Below are 19511 nucleotides of genomic sequence, written 5' to 3'. Positions count from 1 at the left end.
CTGTTTGGCGGGCTGGCACGGTGTTTGGCCGGGAAGGGATGTCACTCAATGAACGCAAGGCTGTTGCGTCATGACCTGCCCAAAGCTGCTAAGCCGCCTGTTTTGCGGCAATCCTCGGCCTTGTGCTATCGGATCAAACGCGGTTGCCCTGAAATCCTGCTGATCACGACCCGCAGGTCACAGCGGTGGATCATTCCCAAAGGATGGCTTATTCCCGGACTGAGCGCGCAGGACACCGCAATGCAGGAAGCGTGGGAGGAAGCGGGTGTGACCGGCCAATATTGCGGGCCCAGACTGGGGCAATTCCTGCACCACAAACATCATGCGAACCGCACCCCGATCCTGTGCCTTGTCGATGTGTTCCCGGTGCATGTACGGGCTTTGTCGCAGAAGTATCCCGAAAAAGCAGAGCGCAGGCGCAAGTGGTTTTCGCCCAAAAAGGCAGCGCAAAAGGTCCGTTCGCCCGAGCTTGCCGAATTGTTGCGCGACTTTAAGCCGTACACACATTAAGATAGCATCTGACAGGCTTGCTATTGTCACCTTGATCGGTATCTATTTGCCAATCATTTTTTTGGACTGAACATGATTCAATACGCGTTGAAATGTAGCGAAGGCCACACATTCGACAGTTGGTTCCAATCCGCAGAAGCCTATGACAAGCTGGCTGCTGCAGATATGGTCACCTGCGCGGTTTGCGGGTGTACGCAGGTTGAAAAGGCGATCATGACGCCACGTGTTCGCCCGGCGCGAAACGCGTTGAAGAAAGACGAAAACCTGCCCGCCGCGCAAGAGAATATCGACGTTGCCACCCCATCGCCAGAAATCGAGAAGGCACTGGCCGAGATACGCCGCCATGTCGAAGAGAACTCGGACTATGTGGGCAAGGATTTCGCCAGCGAAGCGCGCAAGATCCATCTGGGTGAGGCTCCGGACCGCGCCATTTATGGCGAGGCCAAGCCGGATGAGGCGAAATCGCTGATCGAAGACGGCGTGCCGGTGGCACCGCTGCCGTTCGTCCCCAGCAGAAAGACCAACTAATCCATGCACATCGTGATCACCGGCGCCAATCGGGGCATCGGGCAATCTCTGGCGCAGGGCTACACTCGCCGGGGGGAAAATGTCACCGGAACGGCGCGCGATGGCAGCTTGCGGATTCGCCTTGATGTGTCTGATCCCGGGCAGCAGTCGGCTATGGCGGAACGGTTGCAAGGCCAGCCCGTTGATCTGCTGGTTTGCAATGCAGGCGTTTATCTGGACAAGGAACACACGCTCAACGACTACCCGGCCGATATGTGGGCGCAAAGCTTTGCAGTCAATGTCACGGGTGTCTTTCTGACGGTACAGGCCTTGTTGCCCAATCTGCGCGCGTCGGGCGGCAAGGTGGCGATCCTGTCATCGCAAATGGCGTCACATACCCGCGCACCGGGCGGCAGTTATGCCTATCGCGCATCCAAAGCGGCGGCTTTGAATCTGGGGCGGAATCTGGCGGCGGACTTGAAAGACGAAGGTATTGCCGTTGGCATCTATCACCCGGGCTGGGTTCAGACGGATATGGGCGGTGAGGCCGCCGATATCGACGTGGATCAGGCCGTGTCCGGCCTGATCGAACGCTTTGATGCCCTGTCACTGAATACCACCGGCTGTTTCGAGACCTATGACGGGCAACCGCACGCTTACTGAGACGTCAGCGCGGCCTTGGGAATTTCATAAACCTCGCCGGGTTCAATATAGACAACCATCAAATCGCCGCGCGTTTCATAAGACATCTTCGAGGTCGAGCTGCTGGAATCAGGCACGCCATCCTTGAAATAGATGCGCCGGACCTCGCCGCCCCCAAGACCTACTGCCACCGTTATCGTACCGTCGTCATGGCGGCGCAGCTCAGCATTGCAGCTTTGAACGGGATCACCGGCATTTGCAGCGCACGGAATTGTGCCCAGTGCGTTCTGGCCGTCGGTTCCGGCAACGCTTGCCACCTGGGCCAGTGCTGGTGACGACAAAAGGGCAAAGGCAAAGGCTAGGCGAAACATGAGGAACCTCTTGATTTGGTTGTTATTCATAGGCTGACACTGCACCTGAGCAATGTAAAGCGGCCCTGCGCCGCAGGCAGAACTCCTTTGCGCCCTTGCCCTTGCGGTGCCCCTCGCTTATGAGGCACGGAACGTCAAATCCAAGGCGCGGAGACTTTTGCCCCCATGCCCTTACTTGTTATGAAATTCGGCGGCACGTCAGTCGCCAATCTGGACCGGATCCGCCGCGCCGCCAAGCGTATCGGTGTTGAAGTTGCCAAAGGCTATGACGTGATCGTCATCGTCTCGGCCATGTCGGGCAAGACGAATGAACTGGTGGGCTGGGTGAATGAGACATCGCCCCTGTTTGACGCGCGCGAATACGACGCCGTCGTGTCCTCGGGCGAGAATGTTACCGCCGGTCTGATGGCCCTGACCTTGCAGGAAATGGACATCCCCGCGCGCAGCTGGCAGGGCTGGCAGGTGCCGCTGATGACCACCAGCGCCCACAGCCAGGCTCGGATCGAGGAAATCCCGACCGATAACCTGAACCAGAAATTCGGCGAAGGTATGCGCGTGGCCGTTGTCGCGGGCTTCCAGGGCATCAGCCCCGAAGGCCGCATCACCACGCTGGGCCGGGGTGGTTCGGACACGACTGCGGTTGCTTTTGCGGCCGCCTTTGGTGCCGAACGCTGCGACATCTACACGGATGTGGACGGCGTTTACACGACCGATCCGCGCGTTTGCGAAAAGGCGCGGAAACTGGACCGAATCTCGTTCGAGGAAATGCTCGAACTTGCATCGCTGGGTGCGAAAGTGCTGCAAACCCGCTCGGTCGAGCTGGCGATGCGGTATAAGGTGAAACTGCGCGTTCTTTCAAGTTTCGAGGAACAATCCGACGAGGCCGGTACGCTGGTCTGCGACGAGGAGGATATCATGGAATCCAATGTTGTGGCCGGTGTGGCCTATTCCCGCGACGAGGCGAAAATGACCGTTGTTTCCGTGGCGGACCGTCCCGGCATCGCCACGACCATCTTCTCGGCGCTCAGCGAAGAAGGTGTAAACGTCGACATGATCGTCCAGAACATCTCGGACGAAGGGCGCACAGACATGACCTTCTCGTGCCCGACCGATCAGGTCGCCCGCGCCGAAAAGGCGCTGTTGGGCATCAAGGAAAAGGGCGAGTTGAACTACGCCGAACTGGTCACGGACGATGACGTCTGCAAGGTCTCGGTCGTGGGCATTGGCATGCGCTCGCAATCGGGTGTGGCGGCCAAAATGTTCAAGGTGCTCTCGGATGAGGGGATCAACATCAAGGTCATTACAACCTCCGAGATTAAAATTTCCGTGTTGGTCGACAGGAAATACATGGAACTTGCCGTTCAGGCACTGCATGATGCCTTTGAACTGGACAAGGCGGCCTGAGCTGATCGGCCAAAGGTTTCGCCTGACACACTAAATCGGTTGGGCCATGGTGGACGGCACGGAAACAGAATCCCGCAAGCTGCTGCGGCGCTTGCGCGAAGAGATGGCGAGCGAAGCCGCCGGTCAGGAACGACTGGACCGGATCACCCATCTGATCGCTGACAGCATCAGGGCCGAGGTGTGCTCGGTCTACCTGTTCCGCGATGAAGAAACGCTGGAACTGTGCGCGACCGAAGGTCTGTCCCCGGAAGCGGTCCACAAGACCCGGATGCGTATGGGTGAAGGGCTTGTGGGGCGCGTTGCCAAATTCGGCAAGGTGGTGAACACCCCCAACGCACCATCCGAGAAAGGCTTCCGCTACATGCCGGAAACCGGCGAGGAACGGTATTCGTCTTTCCTGGGCGTTCCGATCCAGCGTCTTGGTGAAAAACTGGGCGTTCTTGTCGTCCAGTCCCGCGAGGCGCGCGAGTTTTCTGCAGACGAGATCTACGCTCTGGAAGTGGTGGCGATGGTCCTGGCCGAAATGGCCGAGTTGGGCGCATTCGTCGGCGAGGGCGCGGCCTTGTCACCGCTGCACCAGCAATCGGTTCTGCTGCGCGGCGGCCCTGCGCAGGAAGGCTCTGCCGAGGGGCATGTCTGGCTGCATGAACCCCGCGTGGTTGTCACCAATCCCATTGCCGAAGATCCGCACAAGGAACGCGAGCGCTTGGTCGAAGCTGTCGATGAACTGCGGGTCGGTGTCGACAAGATGCTCGAGATTTCGCAGGGCGGCGACAAGGAACAACTGAAGGTCCTGGAAGCCTATCGCATGTTCGCCAATTCCAAAGGCTGGATGCGGCGGATGGAAGAGGATATTGCGCTGGGCCTCAGCGCCGAAGCCGCGGTCGAGAAAGAGCAATCTCAGGCACGTGCGCGTATGGGGCAGGTCACCGATCCATATTTGCGCGAACGGCTGGCGGATCTGGACGATCTCAGCAATCGTCTGCTGCGCATCCTGACGGGGCAGGGCAAGACCGACAGTGCCGATCTGCCGCCCGACCCGATCCTGATCGCACGCAATATCGGCCCCGGCGACCTGTTGGAATACGGGCGGGCGTTGAAAGGGATCGTGCTCGAGGAAGGGTCCGTTGGCAGCCACGCCACCATTGTGGCACGGGCTCTGGCGATTCCTTTGGTCGTACATGTGGGCCGGATCACCACCGAAGCGCTGAACGGGGACCACATACTGGTCGATGGCGATCACGGTGTCGTACATCTGCGCCCCGAAGACAGTGTGGTTGGTGCGTTCCGCGACAAGATCGCAATGCAGGCCAAGGCGCAGGAACGCTATGCCTCGATCCGTGAAACCCCATGCGTGACGCGGGATGGATCGCGGATCAATCTTGTGATGAATGCGGGTCTGATGGCCGATCTGCCGTCGCTTGGCACCTCTGGGGCCGAAGGCGTCGGCCTGTTCCGAACCGAATTGCAGTTCCTGATCCGCAACCAGATGCCGAAACGGTCCGAGCTGGTCACGCAATACAAGCGTGTTCTGGACGCGGCAGTGGACAAAAGGGTGGTGTTCCGCACGCTCGATATCGGGTCGGATAAGGTGCTGCCCTATATGAAACACGTGGCCGAACCGAACCCTGCCCTGGGGTGGCGCGCCATTCGAGTCGGACTGGACAAGCGCGGTGTCATGCGGATGCAGCTACAGGCCCTGCTGCGCGCCGCCAACGGACGACCTCTGACCGTCATGTTCCCATTTGTCGCGCAGGCCGAAGAATTCCGCGAAGCGCGCTGGGAGGTGAACAAAACCATCGAGCGTGAAAAGCGGCTGGGCCATGTGCTGCCCGAAACGCTGGAAGTCGGCGCGATGCTGGAAACCCCGTCGCTCGCCTTTTCGCCGCAGAAGTTCTTTGACGAGGTCGATTTTATTTCGATCGGTGGCAATGACCTCAAGCAGTTCTTCTTTGCGGCTGACCGGGAAAACGAACTGGTTCGGCGCCGCTATGACACGCTGAATGTCAGCTTCCTGAGCCTGATGGAGAGAATCGTGGAACGCTGCGATATCTCGGACACTCCGCTCAGTTTCTGCGGTGAAGACGCCGGTCGCCCGGTTGAGGCGCTGTGTCTTGCCGCGATGGGGATACGGACGCTGTCGATGCGGCCGGCCTCGATTGGCCCGGTCAAAAGCCTGCTGTTGCGATCCAACCTGACGGAGGTTCGCAAAATCATCGCCGATGCACGCCACCGTGGCGAACAATCCGTGCGTCCCGCGGTGATGGAATGGCTGCGCAACCAGACTTAATGTGCAAAACGCCCCGAATTCCACAAACTATGCTTGATTTTTTCGCGGGGTCTTTTTATCAGGCAAACAATGTTAGCGATAACATATCATGTTTTGCGCAGTATCTCGCCGTGCTAAGCTGATATCGGTAAAGTCAAAAGGAGCCCGAGATGGTTTCACGCGTAATTCCGGTAGAGCCATTCGATCTGGTGCTGTTCGGCGCGACCGGCGATCTGGCGCAACGTAAAATCCTGCCGGGCCTGTACCATCGCTTTGAGGTTGGGCAAATGCCCGACGGGGCACGGATCATCGGCACGGCGCGTTCCGATATGGACAGCGATGGGTTTCGCGATCAGGTCCGCAAATCGATGCAGCAATACGCTCCAGGGTTTTCCAACGAGACACTGGATCGGTTCCTGGCCCATGTCGAATACGTGCCTGTGGACGCTCTGGGTGAGGCAGGATGGTCCGATCTGAAAAAACTGGTACGCGATGATGTCGTGCGGGCGTTTTATCTGTCCGTCGGTCCAAGCCTGTTTTCAGGCATCGCGCAACGGCTGCATGACGTTGGCCTAGCGACGCCTGACAGCCGCATCGTTGTCGAAAAGCCGTTCGGGCACGACCTGGCTTCGGCCAAGGCGCTGAACGAAGGCTTGCGCGCCTGTTTCGAAGAACATCAGATTTACCGGATCGATCATTATCTGGGCAAGGAAACCGTCCAGAACCTGATGGCGCTGCGCTTTGCGAACTCGTTGTTTGAGCCGCTTTGGAACTCGACTCATATCGACCATGTGCAGATCACCGTGGCTGAAACAGTGGGTGTCGAGGGGCGCGGGGCCTACTACGATCAATCCGGCGCGATGCGGGACATGGTTCAGAACCATCTGGTGCAGTTGCTGTGTCTGACCGCGATGGAACCACCGTCGAAATTCTCGCCCAACGCGGTGCGCGACGAAAAGGTCAAGGTGATCGAAGCGCTGGAACCCGTGGCTCAAGCTGACATTGCGCGTGGCCAGTATCGCGCAGAAAAGGGCGAGGGCGGGTATGTCGATCACGTCGGCAACCCAGCCAGCCGCACCGAAAGCTTCATTGCACTCAAAGTGCATCTGGGCAACTGGCGCTGGGCAGGCGTGCCGTTTTACCTGCGCACCGGAAAACGCCTGCGCGCGCGGGAATCCGAGATTGCGGTGTTCTTCCGCGACCCACCGCATACGATCTTCCCCAATGTCGGCCCGCTGCATGGCAACGTGCTGGTGATCCGGTTACAACCGGACGAGGGCATCACTTTGCGCACGACGATCAAAGATCCAGGGCCGGGCGGTTTCCGCCTGTCGGACGTTGCACTGGACATGAGTTTTGCTGACGCCCTGGGGGCCGAGGCGCAAGCGCCGGACGCCTACGAGCGTCTGGTGATGGACGTCATCCGTGGGGATCAGACCCTGTTCATGCGCGGGGACGAGGCCGAAGCCGCCTGGGCCTGGGTCGATCCCATCATTCAGGGGTGGGAACAACGCGGTGATCGCCCCTCAAGGTATGATCAAGGCAGTTCAGGCCCCGAAGAAGCATTGATGCTGATGCATCGCGATGGGCGCCGCTGGCGTCAGATCGGAGGTTAATCATGGTTCACTCTGTCATATCCGACGTCACCAAACGCATCATCGACCGCAGCGCCGACCTGCGCGGCCCGCATCTGGAACGGATGGAGCAGGCCAAATCCAAGGGCCCCGCACGTGCGCACCTGTCCTGCAGCGGTCAGGCCCATGCCTATGCGGGCGCAGGCGAAGACCAGCAATCGATGGCCACCGGCACTGCGGGCAATCTGGGCATCGTCACCGCCTATAACGACATGCTCTCGGCACATCAGCCGTTTGAACGCTATCCCGCCCTGATCCGCGATGCGATCCGCGCCGCTGGTGGAACCGCGCAGGTGGCGGGGGGCGTGCCAGCCATGTGTGACGGTGTCACGCAAGGCGAAGCAGGGATGGAATTGTCGCTGTTCTCGCGCGACGTGATCGCATTGGCGACCGGCGTGGCGCTCAGCCACAACACCTATGACGCTGCTGTGTTTCTTGGGGTTTGTGACAAGATTGTCCCCGGTCTGATCATCGGCGCGCAGGCATTCGGTCACCTGCCTGCGGTCTTCCTGCCCGCCGGTCCGATGACCAGCGGCTTGCCGAACGACGAAAAGGCCAAAATCCGCCAGAAATTCGCCGCCGGAGAGGTGGGCCGCGAGGAACTGATGGCCGCCGAAATGGCCGCCTATCACGGCCCCGGCACCTGCACCTTCTATGGCACTGCCAACACCAACCAGATGCTGATGGAGTTCATGGGCCTGCACCTGCCCGGTTCCAGCTTCGTCAATCCGAACACACCTTTGCGCGATGCTCTGACCGAAGAAGGCGCCCGCCGCGCCCTGTCGCTCAGCGCTTTGGGCAACAACTACACGCCCGTTTGCCAGGTTCTGGACGAACGTGCCTTCGTCAACGGCATCGTTGGCCTAATGGCCACTGGTGGGTCCACCAACTTGCTGATCCACTTGATCGCCATGGCGCGCGCGGGTGGTATCGTGTTGGATTGGGAAGATTTTTCCGACATCTCTGCCGTCGTGCCGCTGGTCGCGCGGGTCTATCCCAACGGTCTGGCCGACGTGAACCATTACCATGCCGCTGGCGGTCTGGGATACACGATCAGTACGCTGCTCGAGGATGGCTTGCTGCATCCCGACACGCTCACCGTCGCAGGGCAGGGCCTGCACAATTACACCAAGGAACCCAAGCTGATCGAAGGCGAGTTGATCTGGCAGGACGGCGCGGGTCACAGCCTGAACGAAAAGATTCTGCGCCCGGCCAATGACCCGTTCCAGCCCACCGGCGGCCTGTCGCGCCTGACCGGCAATCTGGGCACCGGGGTCATGAAAGTATCAGCCGTCGCGCCCGAACATCAGGTCGTTGAAGCGCCCGTGCGGGTGTTCCACGACCAGGATGAGGTCAAAGCCGCCTTCAAGGCCGGAAAGTTCACTGATGACGTCATCGTGGTTGTGCGTTTTCAGGGACCAAAGGCCAACGGGATGCCCGAACTGCACTCGCTGACTCCGATCCTGTCTATCCTGCAAGGCAGGGGGCAGAAAGTCGCGCTGGTCACCGACGGCCGCATGTCCGGCGCATCCGGAAAGGTGCCCGCCGCCATCCATGTCTGCCCCGAGGCACTGGACGGCGGAGCCATCGCCTATTTGCAAGATGGCGACCTGCTGCGTGTCGATGCGGTCAAGGGCGAGTTGGAAATCCTCACCCCCGGCGTTCTCGACCGCGCACCGGCAACCGCTGATCTGTCCGCCAATCAACACGGTGTCGGGCGCGACCTCTTCGGCGCGTTCCGGCAGAACGTCGGGTCTGCCGACACAGGCGCCAGCATATTCGGAGCATAAGAGATGTCGAAAACCCAACGCACCCGCGAAATCTGCGCGCTTGCGCCCATTGTCCCGGTATTGGTCGTCGATGACGCCGCTCAGGCCCGCCCTTTGGCCGAGGCGCTGGTTGCCGGTGGCTTGCCCGCACTGGAAGTCACCTTGCGCACACCGGCCGCCCTGGACGCGATCCGCGCCATGGCCGAGGTGCCCGGTGGCGTCGTGGGCGCAGGCACGCTGATCACGCCCGAAGACGTCCGCGCCGCCAAAGAAGCGGGCGCGCAATTCGGTGTCTCTCCGGGTGCGACCGACACACTGATCGCGGCGTGTGAGGCCGAGGGCCTGCCGCTGCTGCCCGGTGCTGCCACGGCCAGCGAGGCAATGGCGTTGCTGGAAAAAGGCTATGACATGCTGAAATTCTTCCCGGCCGAAGCCTCGGGCGGTGCGCCCGCGCTCAAGGCAATCGGAGCGCCGCTGCCGCAAATCAGCTTCTGTCCGACCGGCGGCGTATCCCCATCCAATGCCCGCGACTACCTGTCTTTGCCCAACGTGGTATGCGCCGGCGGAAGCTGGGTAGCGCCAAAGCACATGGTCGAAAACGGCGACTGGGCCGGGATCGAGACCCTTGCGCGCGAGGCTTCGAAACTGGCGGATTGACGCCGCGCGGCCCCTCGGTAATGTGGGCGTCAATTCATACAGGTTGATCCCATGACACAGACAGGTTCCCTTTCCCAGGGGCGGGCATATTTGGCCATTCCGGGCCCTTCGGTCATGCCGGACGCGGTTTTGCAAGCGATGCACCGCCCGTCGCCCAATATCTATGATGGCGAACTGATCGACATGATGCCTGCACTGACCCGCGATTTGCGTCGGGTCGCGGGAACACAACACGACGTCGCCATCTATATCGCCAACGGCCATGGCACGTGGGAGGCGGCGCTGTCCAACGTCATCGCCCCCGGCGAGACCGTTCTGGCCCCCGCTTCGGGTCGGTTCACCCATGGTTGGGCAGACACGGCCGAGGGTGTCGGGGCAAAGGTGCAACTGATCGACTTCGGAACTTCCTCTGCCTGGGATTTCGACCGGATCGCAGACGCTTTGCGCGCCGATGACAACCATCAGATCAAAGCCGTTCTGGCGGTACATGTGGATACCTCCAGTTCGATCCGCAACGACATTCCGGCGCTCCGCAAGCTTCTGGACGATCTGGACCACTCCGCGCTGTTGATGGCGGACTGCATCGCCTCACTGGGTTGCGACCGGTTCCAGATGGATGAATGGGGCGTCGATGTCACGGTTACTGCCTGTCAGAAAGGTCTGATGACACCGGCAGGTGTCGGCTTTGTTTTCTTCAACGAAAAGGCGCAGGCCAAGCGCGCCGCCATGCCGCGCGTGTCGCAATACTGGGACTGGCAGCCACGCGCCAATCCGGACCTGTTCTATCAGTATTTCAACGGCACCGCGCCCACACACCATTTGTACGGTCTACGCGCCGCGCTGGACCTGATCCACTCGGAAGGGATCGAACAGGTCTGGACCCGCCACGAACATTTGGCCAAGGCCATTTGGGCAGCGTGCGAGACATGGGCCGAAGAAGGCGCGTTGCACCTTAATGTCGCCGACCGCGCTTACCGCAGCCACGCCGTCACCGCTCTGCGCCTGACCGATGGCCGCGGAACAGCGCTGCGCGCATTCACCGAAAACCAGTTGGGCCTGACGCTGGGCATCGGGTTGGGGATGGAGGACTATGACAGCTGTTTCCGCCTCGGTCACATGGGCCATGTCAACGGGCAGATGGTGATGGCCATTTTGGGCGGAATGGAAACGGCCATGGCCGCACTTGATATCCCGCGTGGCAAAGGGGCCCTCGAAGCCGCGGCCGCCGTGCTCGCCGCCTGAACCCCCATCGACGCACTGCTCTGATCCGCCTCTTCATCTGGCCACAAATATCCTCGGGGGGAATCGCGCTTCAGCGCGATGGGGGGCAGACAGCCCCCCTTTGCTTGCGAACCCAATGGAGCAATGATCAGCCAGTCCGAGACTGCGCCTCCGCCAACGCCTTGGGCAAAGCGGTCGCAAAGGCATCCAGATCGGATGCCTCGCCGCAACTCACCCGAATGCACCTGTTCTGCGGCGCTGCAAACGGCATCCGTACGAAAATCCCTTGCGCGACCAGCGCATCCAGCACCGCCTTGGCAAACACCTCGTCACGTCCGCAATCAATCGCCACGAAATTGGTGGCCGACGGCAAGGGGCCCAACCCGTTTTCCCGGGCAATCACACCTATCCGCTCGCGCGCCTCTGCGATCTGTGCCTGAATGTGCTCCAGCCAAGTGCCATCATGTAAAGCCGCCAAAGCCCCGGCCTGCGCTGCGCGGTTCATGCCGAAATGATTGCGCACTTTGTTGAAAGCTGCGATCAGTTCCGGCGCACCCAAGGCATAGCCAACCCGCGCACCCGCCATGCCATAGACCTTCGAGAAGGTCCGCATCCGGATCACCCGAGGGTCATCAGCGCTGACCGGTGCCGCCGTTCCTTCCGGTGCGCATTCGACATAAGCCTCATCCAGAACCAGCAGGCATCCGTCCGGCAGCGCGTCCATTGCAGCCACAATATCCGCGCCGGAATGCCAGCTTCCCATCGGATTGTCCGGGTTGGCCAGATACACCAGCTTGGCATCAACCTCAGCCGCCTTGGCAAACAGGGCTGCCGGGTCTTCGTGATCGCCCGAGTAAGGCACCTTGTGAAGTTCGCCACCGTACCCCGCCACGTGATAGTTGAAGGTCGGATAGGCCCCGTCCGAGGTGACAACGGCATCTCCGGGTCCGACGATCAGACGCACCAGATAACCCAGAAGCCCGTCAATCCCTTCACCCACAACGATATTCTCTGGCGCCACTCCATGATGATCTGCCAGCGCATGGCGCAGATCATGGTTCTCGGGGTCGCCATACATCCAGATATCGGGCGCCGCCTGCGCCATCGCCTCAATGGCGCGGGGTGAGGGGCCAAACACGCTTTCATTCGCACCCAGACGCGTCACAAACGGTGCACCCCTTTGACGCTCTTGCGTTTCGGGGCCCACAAAGGGCACGGTGGCGGGCAGGGATTGGGCAAGCGGGGTGTATCGAGGTCCGGTCATGTTCGCAGATAACCCCAAGCCCGATCATTGAGCAAGCGCGCACCACGTTTTGGGCGCGCTGGGAAAGATTTGAAATATAGGAGCGCAAATGCGCATTCTCTTGGCCATACTTCTTTTCGGATTTGCCTACCTTCTGTTCTGGCCCGTGCCGGTCGCGCCCGTCGCTGCCGAGATGCCAGAAGACGCCGGTTTCACGGGGGATTTTGCAGAAAACACGGCGCTGGACGCGGCCCAGCTGATCCACTTGCCGGGGGATGAGGTCGGCCCGGAAGACATTGCCGTCATGCCCGACGGCACAATCTACACGACCAGCCTGTCAGGCACCCTCTACCGCATCGACGGGGCTGAACCTGTTGAGGTCGACCAACTTGGCGGACGTCCTCTGGGCCTCAAGGCCGGACCTGATGGCGCGCTTTACATCGCCGACAGCTTTCGGGGCGTGATGCGCTGGACTGGCCCGGGTACGTTGGAACCTGTGGTTGCAGACATCAACGGCGCCCCGGTGATCTATGCCAACCAACTGGACGTGGCGCAGGATGGCACGATCTATTTCTCGAACTCCTCTGACCGGTTTGACCCGGAAACCATGGGCGGGACCAAGCCGACCTCGGTCCTGACCATTTGGGAGCAGTCCGATACAGGCTACGTCGCCCGCCACACACCTGACGGCACCACCGAGAAGATTGCCGAAGGATTTGTCTACACCAACGGCGTTGCCCTTTCACCGGATGAAGACTTTCTGCTGATCGCGGAAACCGGTCGTGCGCGGGTGCATAAGCTGTGGCTGACCGGACCGAAAGCCGGTCAGCAAGAGATCCTGCTGGAAAACCTGCCCGGCTATCCCGACAACATCGAAGCACAGGGCGATGGCACCTACTGGATGGCTTTCGCCAGCCCGCGAGTCCCGTCCGAGGCGCTGATGCCATACCCGTTCCTGCGCAAGGTGATCTGGCGACTGGGCCCGGCCGTGCGCCCGGCACCGATTCATCGCGGCATGATGGTTCAGTTCGATGGCAACGGCACCATCCTGCGCACGGTGCAGGACCCGCAGGGCCGCATGGGCATCACAACAGGCGGCAAGATCGTCGGCGATCAGCTCTACATCATGACCCTCGACTCCCCTTGGTTCGGGCGGATGCCTGTCAGCGATTTGCCCTGACGTCGCAGTGGTATTCGACAGCCGGGCCGGGCATGGTTGCCACAATTGAATTTCGGGAGGTCCCCCATGTCACGCGTATCCGTCACCTACCAAGATCACGTAGCCCATGTCACTTTGACCCGTGGTGACAAGATGAACGCGCTGGATGACGCGATGATCAAGGCGCTGCTGTCCGCCGGGCAGGAGGTTGCCGCCTCGAACGCCCGCGCCGTGGTCCTTTCGGGTGAAGGCAAAAGCTTTTGCGCCGGGCTCGACATGGCAAGCTTTGCCAAGATGGCCCATATCGATCCAACCGAATGGCTGATGGCCCGCAGCCATGAAGACGCCAACGAGATGCAGGAACTGGCGCTGATCTGGCGTCGTGTCCCTGTCCCGGTGATCTGCGCCATTCAGGGTGTGGCCTATGGCGGCGGTCTGCAAATCGCGCTGGGCGCGGATGTTCGCATTGCGCACCCCGAGGCGAAACTGGCCGTGATGGAGATGAAATGGGGCATCATCCCGGACATGGGCGGCATGGTCCTGCTTCCCCGGCTGGTCCGTTCGGATGTACTGCGCCTGCTGACTTATACGGCCCGACCGATCGGTGCCCCGCAGGCTGCGGAATGGGGCCTTGTCACGCAGCTATCGGATGATCCACTGACCGAGGCGCTGGCCATTGCCGAAAACATCGCTGGTCAAAGCCCCTCGGCCATACGCGCTGCCAAGCGCCTGATCGAAGTCGCTGAATCTCAAGCTCGCGCCGAGGTTCTGATGGCGGAATCTGCCGAACAAGTGGAACTGATCGGCAAGCCGGATCAAATGGAGGTCGTGATGGCACAGATGCAGGGCCGGAAGCCCGAGTTCAAATGACCGCCTTTCCTGCAATTACACGTCTGGTGTTGTACACCAAGCGCATGGACGAGATGGCGGCGTTCTATGAAACGCATTTTGGCTACGCTGTCTTGCGAAATCCGGGTGATCGGATCGTGGAACTGGTTCCAAAATCTGGTGGCGTACATCTTCTGCTGCACTCTGCAGCCAAGGGCGCTCGAGAGGGGCAGGTGGCTGTGAAACTGGTTTTCGATGTGCCGGATGTAGCAGAATTCTGCACTCAAGCCGCGCGACGCGGCTTGGAATTCGGGCCGGTGCATCAAGCAGACGGGTATCAGTTTGCTAACACAAAAGACCCATCAAAAAACTCTGTTTCAGTTTCGAGCCGCGCTTTCTTGCACCACGATTAACGCATAAAGGCCCGTCTTGCATCGCGGGCCATGTTGTAGCGCATCTCCAGGTCGGCGATGCGGGTCATTGCGGCCTTGCGCTCGGCCGGGTCAGTCAGGGCTGAATAGTTCTGGCGCGCTGAATCGAGCTGTTTCTTGATGTCGAATTCTTCTGGCAAAACGCCAGCCTGTGCCATGATGCGATGACCGGCGGCGATGGCTGGGTCACTCATCGCTTCCGAGGATCGGTCGGGCAGCGGTTGGCCTTCGCCCTCCAAACCCTGCAATTGACCCTCGGCCTGAGCTTTCTTGATCTGGCGTTCGACCAGTTTTCCTAACGCTCCGAACATGCGTTCATCATACGTGGTTCGAAATGGGGATGAAACCGGCTATCTGACGCGCTGTGTCACCAGATATGCAATTCCGCCAGTTAGCAGACCCCAGACCGCAGCACCCAGTCCAAACGCAGTGATGCCCGAGGCTGTGATGGCAAAGGTCAGGATGGCCGCTTCGCGCTCGGCAGGAACCTCGAGCGCGGCTGAGGTGGCATTGGCCATCACCCCGATCAAGGCAATGCCAGTCAGCGTACCCATCAGCAGCGGATCAGCATGAATGGCGAACCCGGTGATTGCCACCGCGAACACGCCGAACAGGCAATAGAACACGCCGCCCATCACGGCGGACCAATAGCGCTGTGAAGTGTCCGGATGGCTGTCCTCGTTCGAACACATCGCAGCGGTGATTGCAGCCAGACAGGTGGCGGGTGCGCCGAACGGAGAGGACAGGATGCTGGAGACGCCTACGGACGAGAACAGGTTGCCCGTTTGGGGCGTATAGCCAAAGCTGCGCATCACCGCGATGCCGGGGATGTTCTGGGTTGCCATGGTCACGATGAACAGCGGAACGGCGATCCCGATGATTGAGGCCACAGAGAAGCTGGGCGTGATCCAGACCGGTGCCGCGACCCACTGCACCGGCGCCAAGGACGCATCCCCGGCATTCAACACCACGACGACGGCCGCCGCGACAACCGCCGCTGGTACGGCGAACAGACGATTGATCCGGCCTGCGATGAACCATGTCAGGATCACTGGAAGGGCTTGCCATGGCAGCTCGACTGCGGCTTTGAACGGCAGGATGCAGAGCGGCAGCAAAACGCCCCCCAACATGGCTTGCGCCAACGTTGTGGGTATCGCCGCAGCCAACCGTCCCAATGGTCGCCAGAGCCCGGCCAGCACGGTCAGTGCTCCCGCGCAGAGGAACGCGCCCGTCGCCTCAGCGAACCCAAGCGCAGGTGTTGCGGAAACGGCCAGCAAAGCCGCCCCGGGCGTGGACCAGGCCACGCTGATCGGCTGGTGGTACCACAGGCTCAGCACAATGGCGGTCAGGCCCATGGCAATGGCCGCCATCATCAGACCGGACGCCGCCTGGGCCGGGGAAGCGCCCATCGCCGCCAACCCCTGCAAGACGATCGGGAAGGAACTGAAGAAGCCGACGATGGCGACGACCAGACCGGTCGAAACTGTCTGGAGCGGTGGGGCTGTGCGCGTCATGCCGACCTCGGAAGATTGCTTTTGCCGATTGCTAACAAGCCGGGGCAGGGGCGGGCAAGGTCCTAACGTGCAAAAGAAAACCCCGCCGTTGCGTGTGCGGCGGGGTTCGGGATTTGAGTATTTGGAAAAAGATGAAGATCAGGCGATTTCGGCCAGACGGGCCAACGCCTCGTTCAGTTTCGCCTCTTCTTCTTCGCGGGCGGCGAGGTTGGCTTTGGCCTCTTCCACAACCTCTTCCGGGGCCGAGGCCACAAATTTCGGGTTGTTCAGGCGTCCGCGCAGGCCTCCCAGCTCTTTGGCCAGTTTGCCTTTGGCTTTCTCCAGCCGTTCCTTTTCTGCGCCTATGTCGATGATATCCGCCAGCGGCAGGCCGAAGGACGCGCCGGGGGCGGCAATCGAGATGGTGCCTTTGGGCAGCTCATCCGCCGATGTCAGGCTATCGATCCGCGCCAGTCGTTTGATCAGCGCCTCGTTGCGGTCCCAGGCGGCTTGGCCGTTGGCATCGATCTCGGTCACCAGCATCGGCACGTAGAGGCCAGCCGGAACCCGCATCTGCGCACGGGCAGAGCGAGTGTTTTCGATCACCGAAATCACCCAGTTCATCTCACGATCCGCATCCGCGTCGATCAGGTCAGCAGCGGCGTAGGTCGGCCAGTCGGCGTGGACGACCATTTTCGCGCGGTTGCCTGTCAGGCCCCAGAGCTCTTCGGTGATGAAGGGCATTATTGGGTGCAGCAGGACCATGCACTGATCCAGTACCCAGCGCATAGTGGCGCGGGTCTCGGCCTGCGCCTCGGCGTTGTCGCCTTGCAGTAGGGGTTTGGACAGTTCCACATACCAGTCGCAGACTTTGCCCCAGACGAATGCATAGAGCCCGTTGGCCGCGTCGTTGAAACGATAGCTTTCCAGCGCCGCGTCGACCTCTTCCCGCACGCGGGCGGTTTCGCCGATGATCCAGCGGTTCACGGCGGCTTTGGGTTTCAGGTCGGCCACGTCCAGTTGCGGGACGGCGTCGGTGAAGACCTCGTTCATCTCGGCAAAGCGGACGGCGTTCCACAGCTTGGTGCCGAAGTTGCGATAGCCGGTGATGCGCTCGCGGGACAGTTTCAGCACGCCACCAATCGCCGCCATCGAGGCGTTGGTGAACCGCAGCGCGTCAGCACCGAATTCGTCAACGATCTCAAGCGGATCAATGACGTTGCCGGTGGTCTTGGACATCTTCTTGCCCTTCTCATCGCGGACGAGCTGGTGCAGGTAGACGGTGTGGAACGGGATCTGATCGACCACGGCCAGTTGCATCATCATCATCCGGGCGACCCAGAAGAACAGGATGTCGAAGCCGGTGATCAGAACGTCCGTGGGGAAGTAGCGCTCCAGCTCCTCGGTCTGCTCGGGCCAGCCCAGCGTGCCGATAGGCCAGAGGCCGGAGGAGAACCATGTGTCGAGGACGTCGGGGTCGCGCCAGACCGGATAGACCAGCTTGGTCGGGTCCTGTTCGATTGCGTACTGAGCAAGGCTTTCGGCGAATTGATGGATCGCTTCCTGCTTGTCGGCGACTTCGATGACTGTCGCGTGGCTCAGCGGGCTGGGAATGTTTGCGTTGTCGTCGAGGAATTTCTCGGTAACGGCCTCAAGGCTCGCTGCGCACTCCATGACATTGCCACGGTGCAGCATGCCGCCTTCGTTCAGCAAACGGCCCATCTCGACCAGATCAAGGTCGCCGTCATTCTCGTCGTCGATGAAGTCGTCGGCGGACAGGTCGAGGCCATACCAAACCGGAATCTGATGCCCCCACCACAGCTGGCGCGAGATGCACCAGGGCTCGATATTCTCCAGCCAATGGTAATAGGTCTTCTCGCCCGACTCGGGGATGATCTTAACGGTGCCGTCCTTGACCGCATCCAGCGCAGGGCCGACGACTTTGGCGGCGTCGACGAACCACTGGTCGGTGAACATCGGCTCGATCACCACTTTCGAGCGGTCGCCGAACGGCTGCATGATCGGTTTGCTCTCGACCAACGGGACCAGCTTGTCGGCACCTTCGTGTTCGGGCTTCAAAGCGGTCGATCCCAAACGCGGGTCATCCGCGCGGGTCATGACGGCCAGACCGTCAGCAGTGATCTCTTCAACCACCTTCGCCCGTGCCTCGAACCGGTCGAGGCCCCGCAGGTGATCGGGGATCAGGTTGATCGCGTCAATCTCGTTCTCGGTGAACTCACGCCCACGCGCGTATTCCTGTGCCTTGTTCGCTTCTTCTGCGTAGGGCGCGCCATCGGCCCGCATCGCGCCCTTGGTGTCCATCAGGCGGTACATCGGAATGCCGCCGCGCTTGGCGACCATGTTGTCGTTGAAGTCATGCGCGCCGGTTATCTTCACCGCGCCCGAGCCGAATTCGGGATCGGGGTAGTCATCGGTAATGATCGGAATCTGGCGGCGATGTTCTTTCGGCCCTACCGGGATTTCGCAGAGTTTCCCGACGATTGGCGCATAGCGCTCATCCGACGGATGAACCGCAACTGCACCGTCACCCAGCATGGTTTCGGGGCGGGTCGTGGCGATCGAAATGTAATCGCGTTCCTCGCGGAAGATCACATTCCCATCTTCATCTTTTTCCAAATACTCATATGTCTCACCGCCGGCCAAGGGGTACTTGAAGTGCCACATGTGGCCCGCGACTTCGATATTCTCGACCTCAAGGTCCGAGATCGCAGTTTCGAAATGCGGGTCCCAGTTGACCAGCCGCTTGCCGCGATAGATCAGGCCCTTTTCGTACATATCGACGAAGACCTTGATTACCGCGTCATGGAAATTCGCAGAATTCTCATGCCCCGTGCGCGGATCACCTGCCGCACCCGCCATGGTGAAAGCGTTGCGCGACCAATCGCAGGAGGACCCCAGACGCTTCAGCTGTTCAATGATCGTGCCGCCGTATTCGCCCTTCCATTCCCAGACTTTCTCGAGGAATTTCTCGCGGCCCAATTCCCGACGACCCGGCTGCTGCGTCGCAGCCAGCATTTTCTCGACCTGCATCTGCGTCGCGATGCCCGCGTGGTCCTGCCCGGGCTGCCACAGCGTGTCAAAGCCGCGCATGCGGTGCCAGCGGATCAGGATGTCCTGCAAGGTGTTGTTGAACGCATGACCCACATGCAGCGCACCCGTCACGTTGGGCGGCGGGATCATGATGGTAAAGCTTTCGTCGCGCGATTTGTTCGCGCCTGCCTTGAAGGCTCCGGCCTGTTCCCAGGCCTCATAAATGCGGGCCTCGGCCTCGGCCGCGTTGAATGTCTTTTCCATCGCCATGGGATGCGTCCTGCGTCAACAAATTCGGGTCAGCGCTTGCAATAGCGAATGG

General features: G+C 60.7%; 17 protein-coding genes. 12 read left to right on the top strand and 5 right to left on the bottom strand.

The annotated features are described in order from the left end of the window. Positions 1-48 precede the first annotated feature (48 nt). The 3 genes from ACR0LF_RS15600 to ACR0LF_RS15590 all read left to right on the top strand — a co-directional run bounded on the left by ACR0LF_RS15600 (position 49) and on the right by ACR0LF_RS15590 (position 1680). Positions 49-510: an NUDIX hydrolase gene (locus ACR0LF_RS15600; RefSeq protein ID WP_480581028.1), complete on the top strand. Its 462-nt coding sequence runs from the start codon at positions 49-51 to the stop codon at positions 508-510. A 72-nt stretch (positions 511-582) separates the two neighbouring features. After that, a complete protein-coding gene (locus ACR0LF_RS15595; RefSeq protein ID WP_480581026.1) occupies positions 583-1038 on the top strand; it encodes a DUF1178 family protein in 456 nt (151 codons plus the stop codon). 3 nt (positions 1039-1041) lie between these two features. Beyond that, positions 1042-1680, top strand: a complete 639-nt coding sequence (locus ACR0LF_RS15590) for an SDR family oxidoreductase (RefSeq protein WP_480581024.1) — start codon at positions 1042-1044, stop codon at positions 1678-1680. Here the strand turns inward: ACR0LF_RS15590 and ACR0LF_RS15585 are convergent. Then, positions 1674-2030 carry a hypothetical protein gene (locus ACR0LF_RS15585; RefSeq protein ID WP_480581022.1) on the bottom strand — a complete coding sequence of 119 codons (357 nt, stop codon included), beginning with the start codon at positions 2028-2030 and terminating at the stop codon, positions 1674-1676. The genes ACR0LF_RS15590 and ACR0LF_RS15585 overlap by 7 nt on opposite strands. A gap of 165 nt (positions 2031-2195) precedes the next feature. On the opposite strand from ACR0LF_RS15585, the gene ACR0LF_RS15580 reads away from it, so the two are divergent. From ACR0LF_RS15580 to ACR0LF_RS15555, 6 genes are all read left to right on the top strand, one after another. Next, positions 2196-3434, top strand: coding sequence for an aspartate kinase (locus tag ACR0LF_RS15580; RefSeq protein ID WP_480581020.1), 1239 nt, complete (start codon positions 2196-2198; stop codon positions 3432-3434). A 46-nt stretch (positions 3435-3480) separates the two neighbouring features. Next, positions 3481-5724, top strand: coding sequence for a phosphoenolpyruvate--protein phosphotransferase (gene ptsP, locus ACR0LF_RS15575; protein ID WP_480581018.1), 2244 nt, complete (start codon positions 3481-3483; stop codon positions 5722-5724). 149 nt (positions 5725-5873) lie between these two features. Next, positions 5874-7319, top strand: coding sequence for a glucose-6-phosphate dehydrogenase (gene zwf, locus ACR0LF_RS15570; RefSeq protein ID WP_480581016.1), 1446 nt, complete (start codon positions 5874-5876; stop codon positions 7317-7319). 2 nt (positions 7320-7321) lie between these two features. Further along, positions 7322-9127 (top strand): phosphogluconate dehydratase, encoded by a 1806-nt coding sequence (edd, locus tag ACR0LF_RS15565; protein ID WP_480581014.1) that lies wholly within the window; start codon positions 7322-7324, stop codon positions 9125-9127. A gap of 3 nt (positions 9128-9130) precedes the next feature. Next, the gene (locus ACR0LF_RS15560) at positions 9131-9763 is read left to right on the top strand and encodes a bifunctional 4-hydroxy-2-oxoglutarate aldolase/2-dehydro-3-deoxy-phosphogluconate aldolase (RefSeq protein WP_480581012.1); all 633 of its coding nucleotides are present in this window, start codon (positions 9131-9133) and stop codon (positions 9761-9763) included. Between the two features lie 51 nt (positions 9764-9814). After that, positions 9815-11005: a pyridoxal-phosphate-dependent aminotransferase family protein gene (locus ACR0LF_RS15555; protein ID WP_480581010.1), complete on the top strand. Its 1191-nt coding sequence runs from the start codon at positions 9815-9817 to the stop codon at positions 11003-11005. Between the two features lie 127 nt (positions 11006-11132). Here ACR0LF_RS15555 and ACR0LF_RS15550 read toward each other — a convergent pair whose 3' ends face one another. Then, the gene (locus ACR0LF_RS15550) at positions 11133-12248 is read right to left on the bottom strand and encodes a pyridoxal phosphate-dependent aminotransferase (RefSeq protein WP_480581008.1); all 1116 of its coding nucleotides are present in this window, start codon (positions 12246-12248) and stop codon (positions 11133-11135) included. A gap of 88 nt (positions 12249-12336) precedes the next feature. Between ACR0LF_RS15550 and ACR0LF_RS15545 the strand changes: the two genes are divergently transcribed. From ACR0LF_RS15545 to ACR0LF_RS15535, 3 genes are all read left to right on the top strand, one after another. Continuing rightward, complete coding sequence (locus ACR0LF_RS15545) at positions 12337-13407, top strand: SMP-30/gluconolactonase/LRE family protein (RefSeq protein WP_480581006.1); 1071 nt, start codon at positions 12337-12339, stop codon at positions 13405-13407. A 66-nt stretch (positions 13408-13473) separates the two neighbouring features. Continuing rightward, on the top strand, positions 13474-14256 hold the full coding sequence (locus ACR0LF_RS15540) for a crotonase/enoyl-CoA hydratase family protein (RefSeq protein WP_480581004.1): 783 nt from the start codon (positions 13474-13476) through the stop codon (positions 14254-14256). Further along, positions 14253-14627 carry a VOC family protein gene (locus tag ACR0LF_RS15535; RefSeq protein WP_480581002.1) on the top strand — a complete coding sequence of 125 codons (375 nt, stop codon included), beginning with the start codon at positions 14253-14255 and terminating at the stop codon, positions 14625-14627. The genes ACR0LF_RS15540 and ACR0LF_RS15535 overlap by 4 nt, the downstream gene beginning before the upstream one ends. On the opposite strand, the gene ACR0LF_RS15530 is transcribed toward ACR0LF_RS15535, so the two are convergent. The 3 genes from ACR0LF_RS15530 to ACR0LF_RS15520 all read right to left on the bottom strand — a co-directional run bounded on the left by ACR0LF_RS15530 (position 14624) and on the right by ACR0LF_RS15520 (position 19459). Next, on the bottom strand, positions 14624-14956 hold the full coding sequence (locus ACR0LF_RS15530) for a DnaJ family domain-containing protein (RefSeq protein ID WP_480581001.1): 333 nt from the start codon (positions 14954-14956) through the stop codon (positions 14624-14626). The genes ACR0LF_RS15535 and ACR0LF_RS15530 overlap by 4 nt on opposite strands. A gap of 39 nt (positions 14957-14995) precedes the next feature. Then, positions 14996-16159: a benzoate/H(+) symporter BenE family transporter gene (locus ACR0LF_RS15525; protein WP_480580999.1), complete on the bottom strand. Its 1164-nt coding sequence runs from the start codon at positions 16157-16159 to the stop codon at positions 14996-14998. Between the two features lie 138 nt (positions 16160-16297). Continuing rightward, the gene (locus ACR0LF_RS15520; protein ID WP_480580997.1) at positions 16298-19459 is read right to left on the bottom strand and encodes a valine--tRNA ligase; all 3162 of its coding nucleotides are present in this window, start codon (positions 19457-19459) and stop codon (positions 16298-16300) included. Positions 19460-19511: the final 52 nt, after the last annotated feature.

This window comes from Ruegeria sp. E8, from assembly GCF_056533985.1.
Note: the sequence above shows the minus strand (reverse complement) of the source record. Positions and strands in the feature narration are given on the sequence as shown.

Coding starts and splice junctions, on each gene's coding strand:
- ACR0LF_RS15600 (WP_480581028.1), top strand. CDS start 49: ATGAACGCAAGGCTGTTGCGTCATGACCTGCCCAAAGCTGCTAAGCCG.
- ACR0LF_RS15595 (WP_480581026.1), top strand. CDS start 583: ATGATTCAATACGCGTTGAAATGTAGCGAAGGCCACACATTCGACAGT.
- ACR0LF_RS15590 (WP_480581024.1), top strand. CDS start 1,042: ATGCACATCGTGATCACCGGCGCCAATCGGGGCATCGGGCAATCTCTG.
- ACR0LF_RS15585 (WP_480581022.1), bottom strand. CDS start 2,030: ATGTTTCGCCTAGCCTTTGCCTTTGCCCTTTTGTCGTCACCAGCACTG.
- ACR0LF_RS15580 (WP_480581020.1), top strand. CDS start 2,196: ATGCCCTTACTTGTTATGAAATTCGGCGGCACGTCAGTCGCCAATCTG.
- ptsP (WP_480581018.1), top strand. CDS start 3,481: ATGGTGGACGGCACGGAAACAGAATCCCGCAAGCTGCTGCGGCGCTTG.
- zwf (WP_480581016.1), top strand. CDS start 5,874: ATGGTTTCACGCGTAATTCCGGTAGAGCCATTCGATCTGGTGCTGTTC.
- edd (WP_480581014.1), top strand. CDS start 7,322: ATGGTTCACTCTGTCATATCCGACGTCACCAAACGCATCATCGACCGC.
- ACR0LF_RS15560 (WP_480581012.1), top strand. CDS start 9,131: ATGTCGAAAACCCAACGCACCCGCGAAATCTGCGCGCTTGCGCCCATT.
- ACR0LF_RS15555 (WP_480581010.1), top strand. CDS start 9,815: ATGACACAGACAGGTTCCCTTTCCCAGGGGCGGGCATATTTGGCCATT.
- ACR0LF_RS15550 (WP_480581008.1), bottom strand. CDS start 12,248: ATGACCGGACCTCGATACACCCCGCTTGCCCAATCCCTGCCCGCCACC.
- ACR0LF_RS15545 (WP_480581006.1), top strand. CDS start 12,337: ATGCGCATTCTCTTGGCCATACTTCTTTTCGGATTTGCCTACCTTCTG.
- ACR0LF_RS15540 (WP_480581004.1), top strand. CDS start 13,474: ATGTCACGCGTATCCGTCACCTACCAAGATCACGTAGCCCATGTCACT.
- ACR0LF_RS15535 (WP_480581002.1), top strand. CDS start 14,253: ATGACCGCCTTTCCTGCAATTACACGTCTGGTGTTGTACACCAAGCGC.
- ACR0LF_RS15530 (WP_480581001.1), bottom strand. CDS start 14,956: ATGTTCGGAGCGTTAGGAAAACTGGTCGAACGCCAGATCAAGAAAGCT.
- ACR0LF_RS15525 (WP_480580999.1), bottom strand. CDS start 16,159: ATGACGCGCACAGCCCCACCGCTCCAGACAGTTTCGACCGGTCTGGTC.
- ACR0LF_RS15520 (WP_480580997.1), bottom strand. CDS start 19,459: ATGGCGATGGAAAAGACATTCAACGCGGCCGAGGCCGAGGCCCGCATT.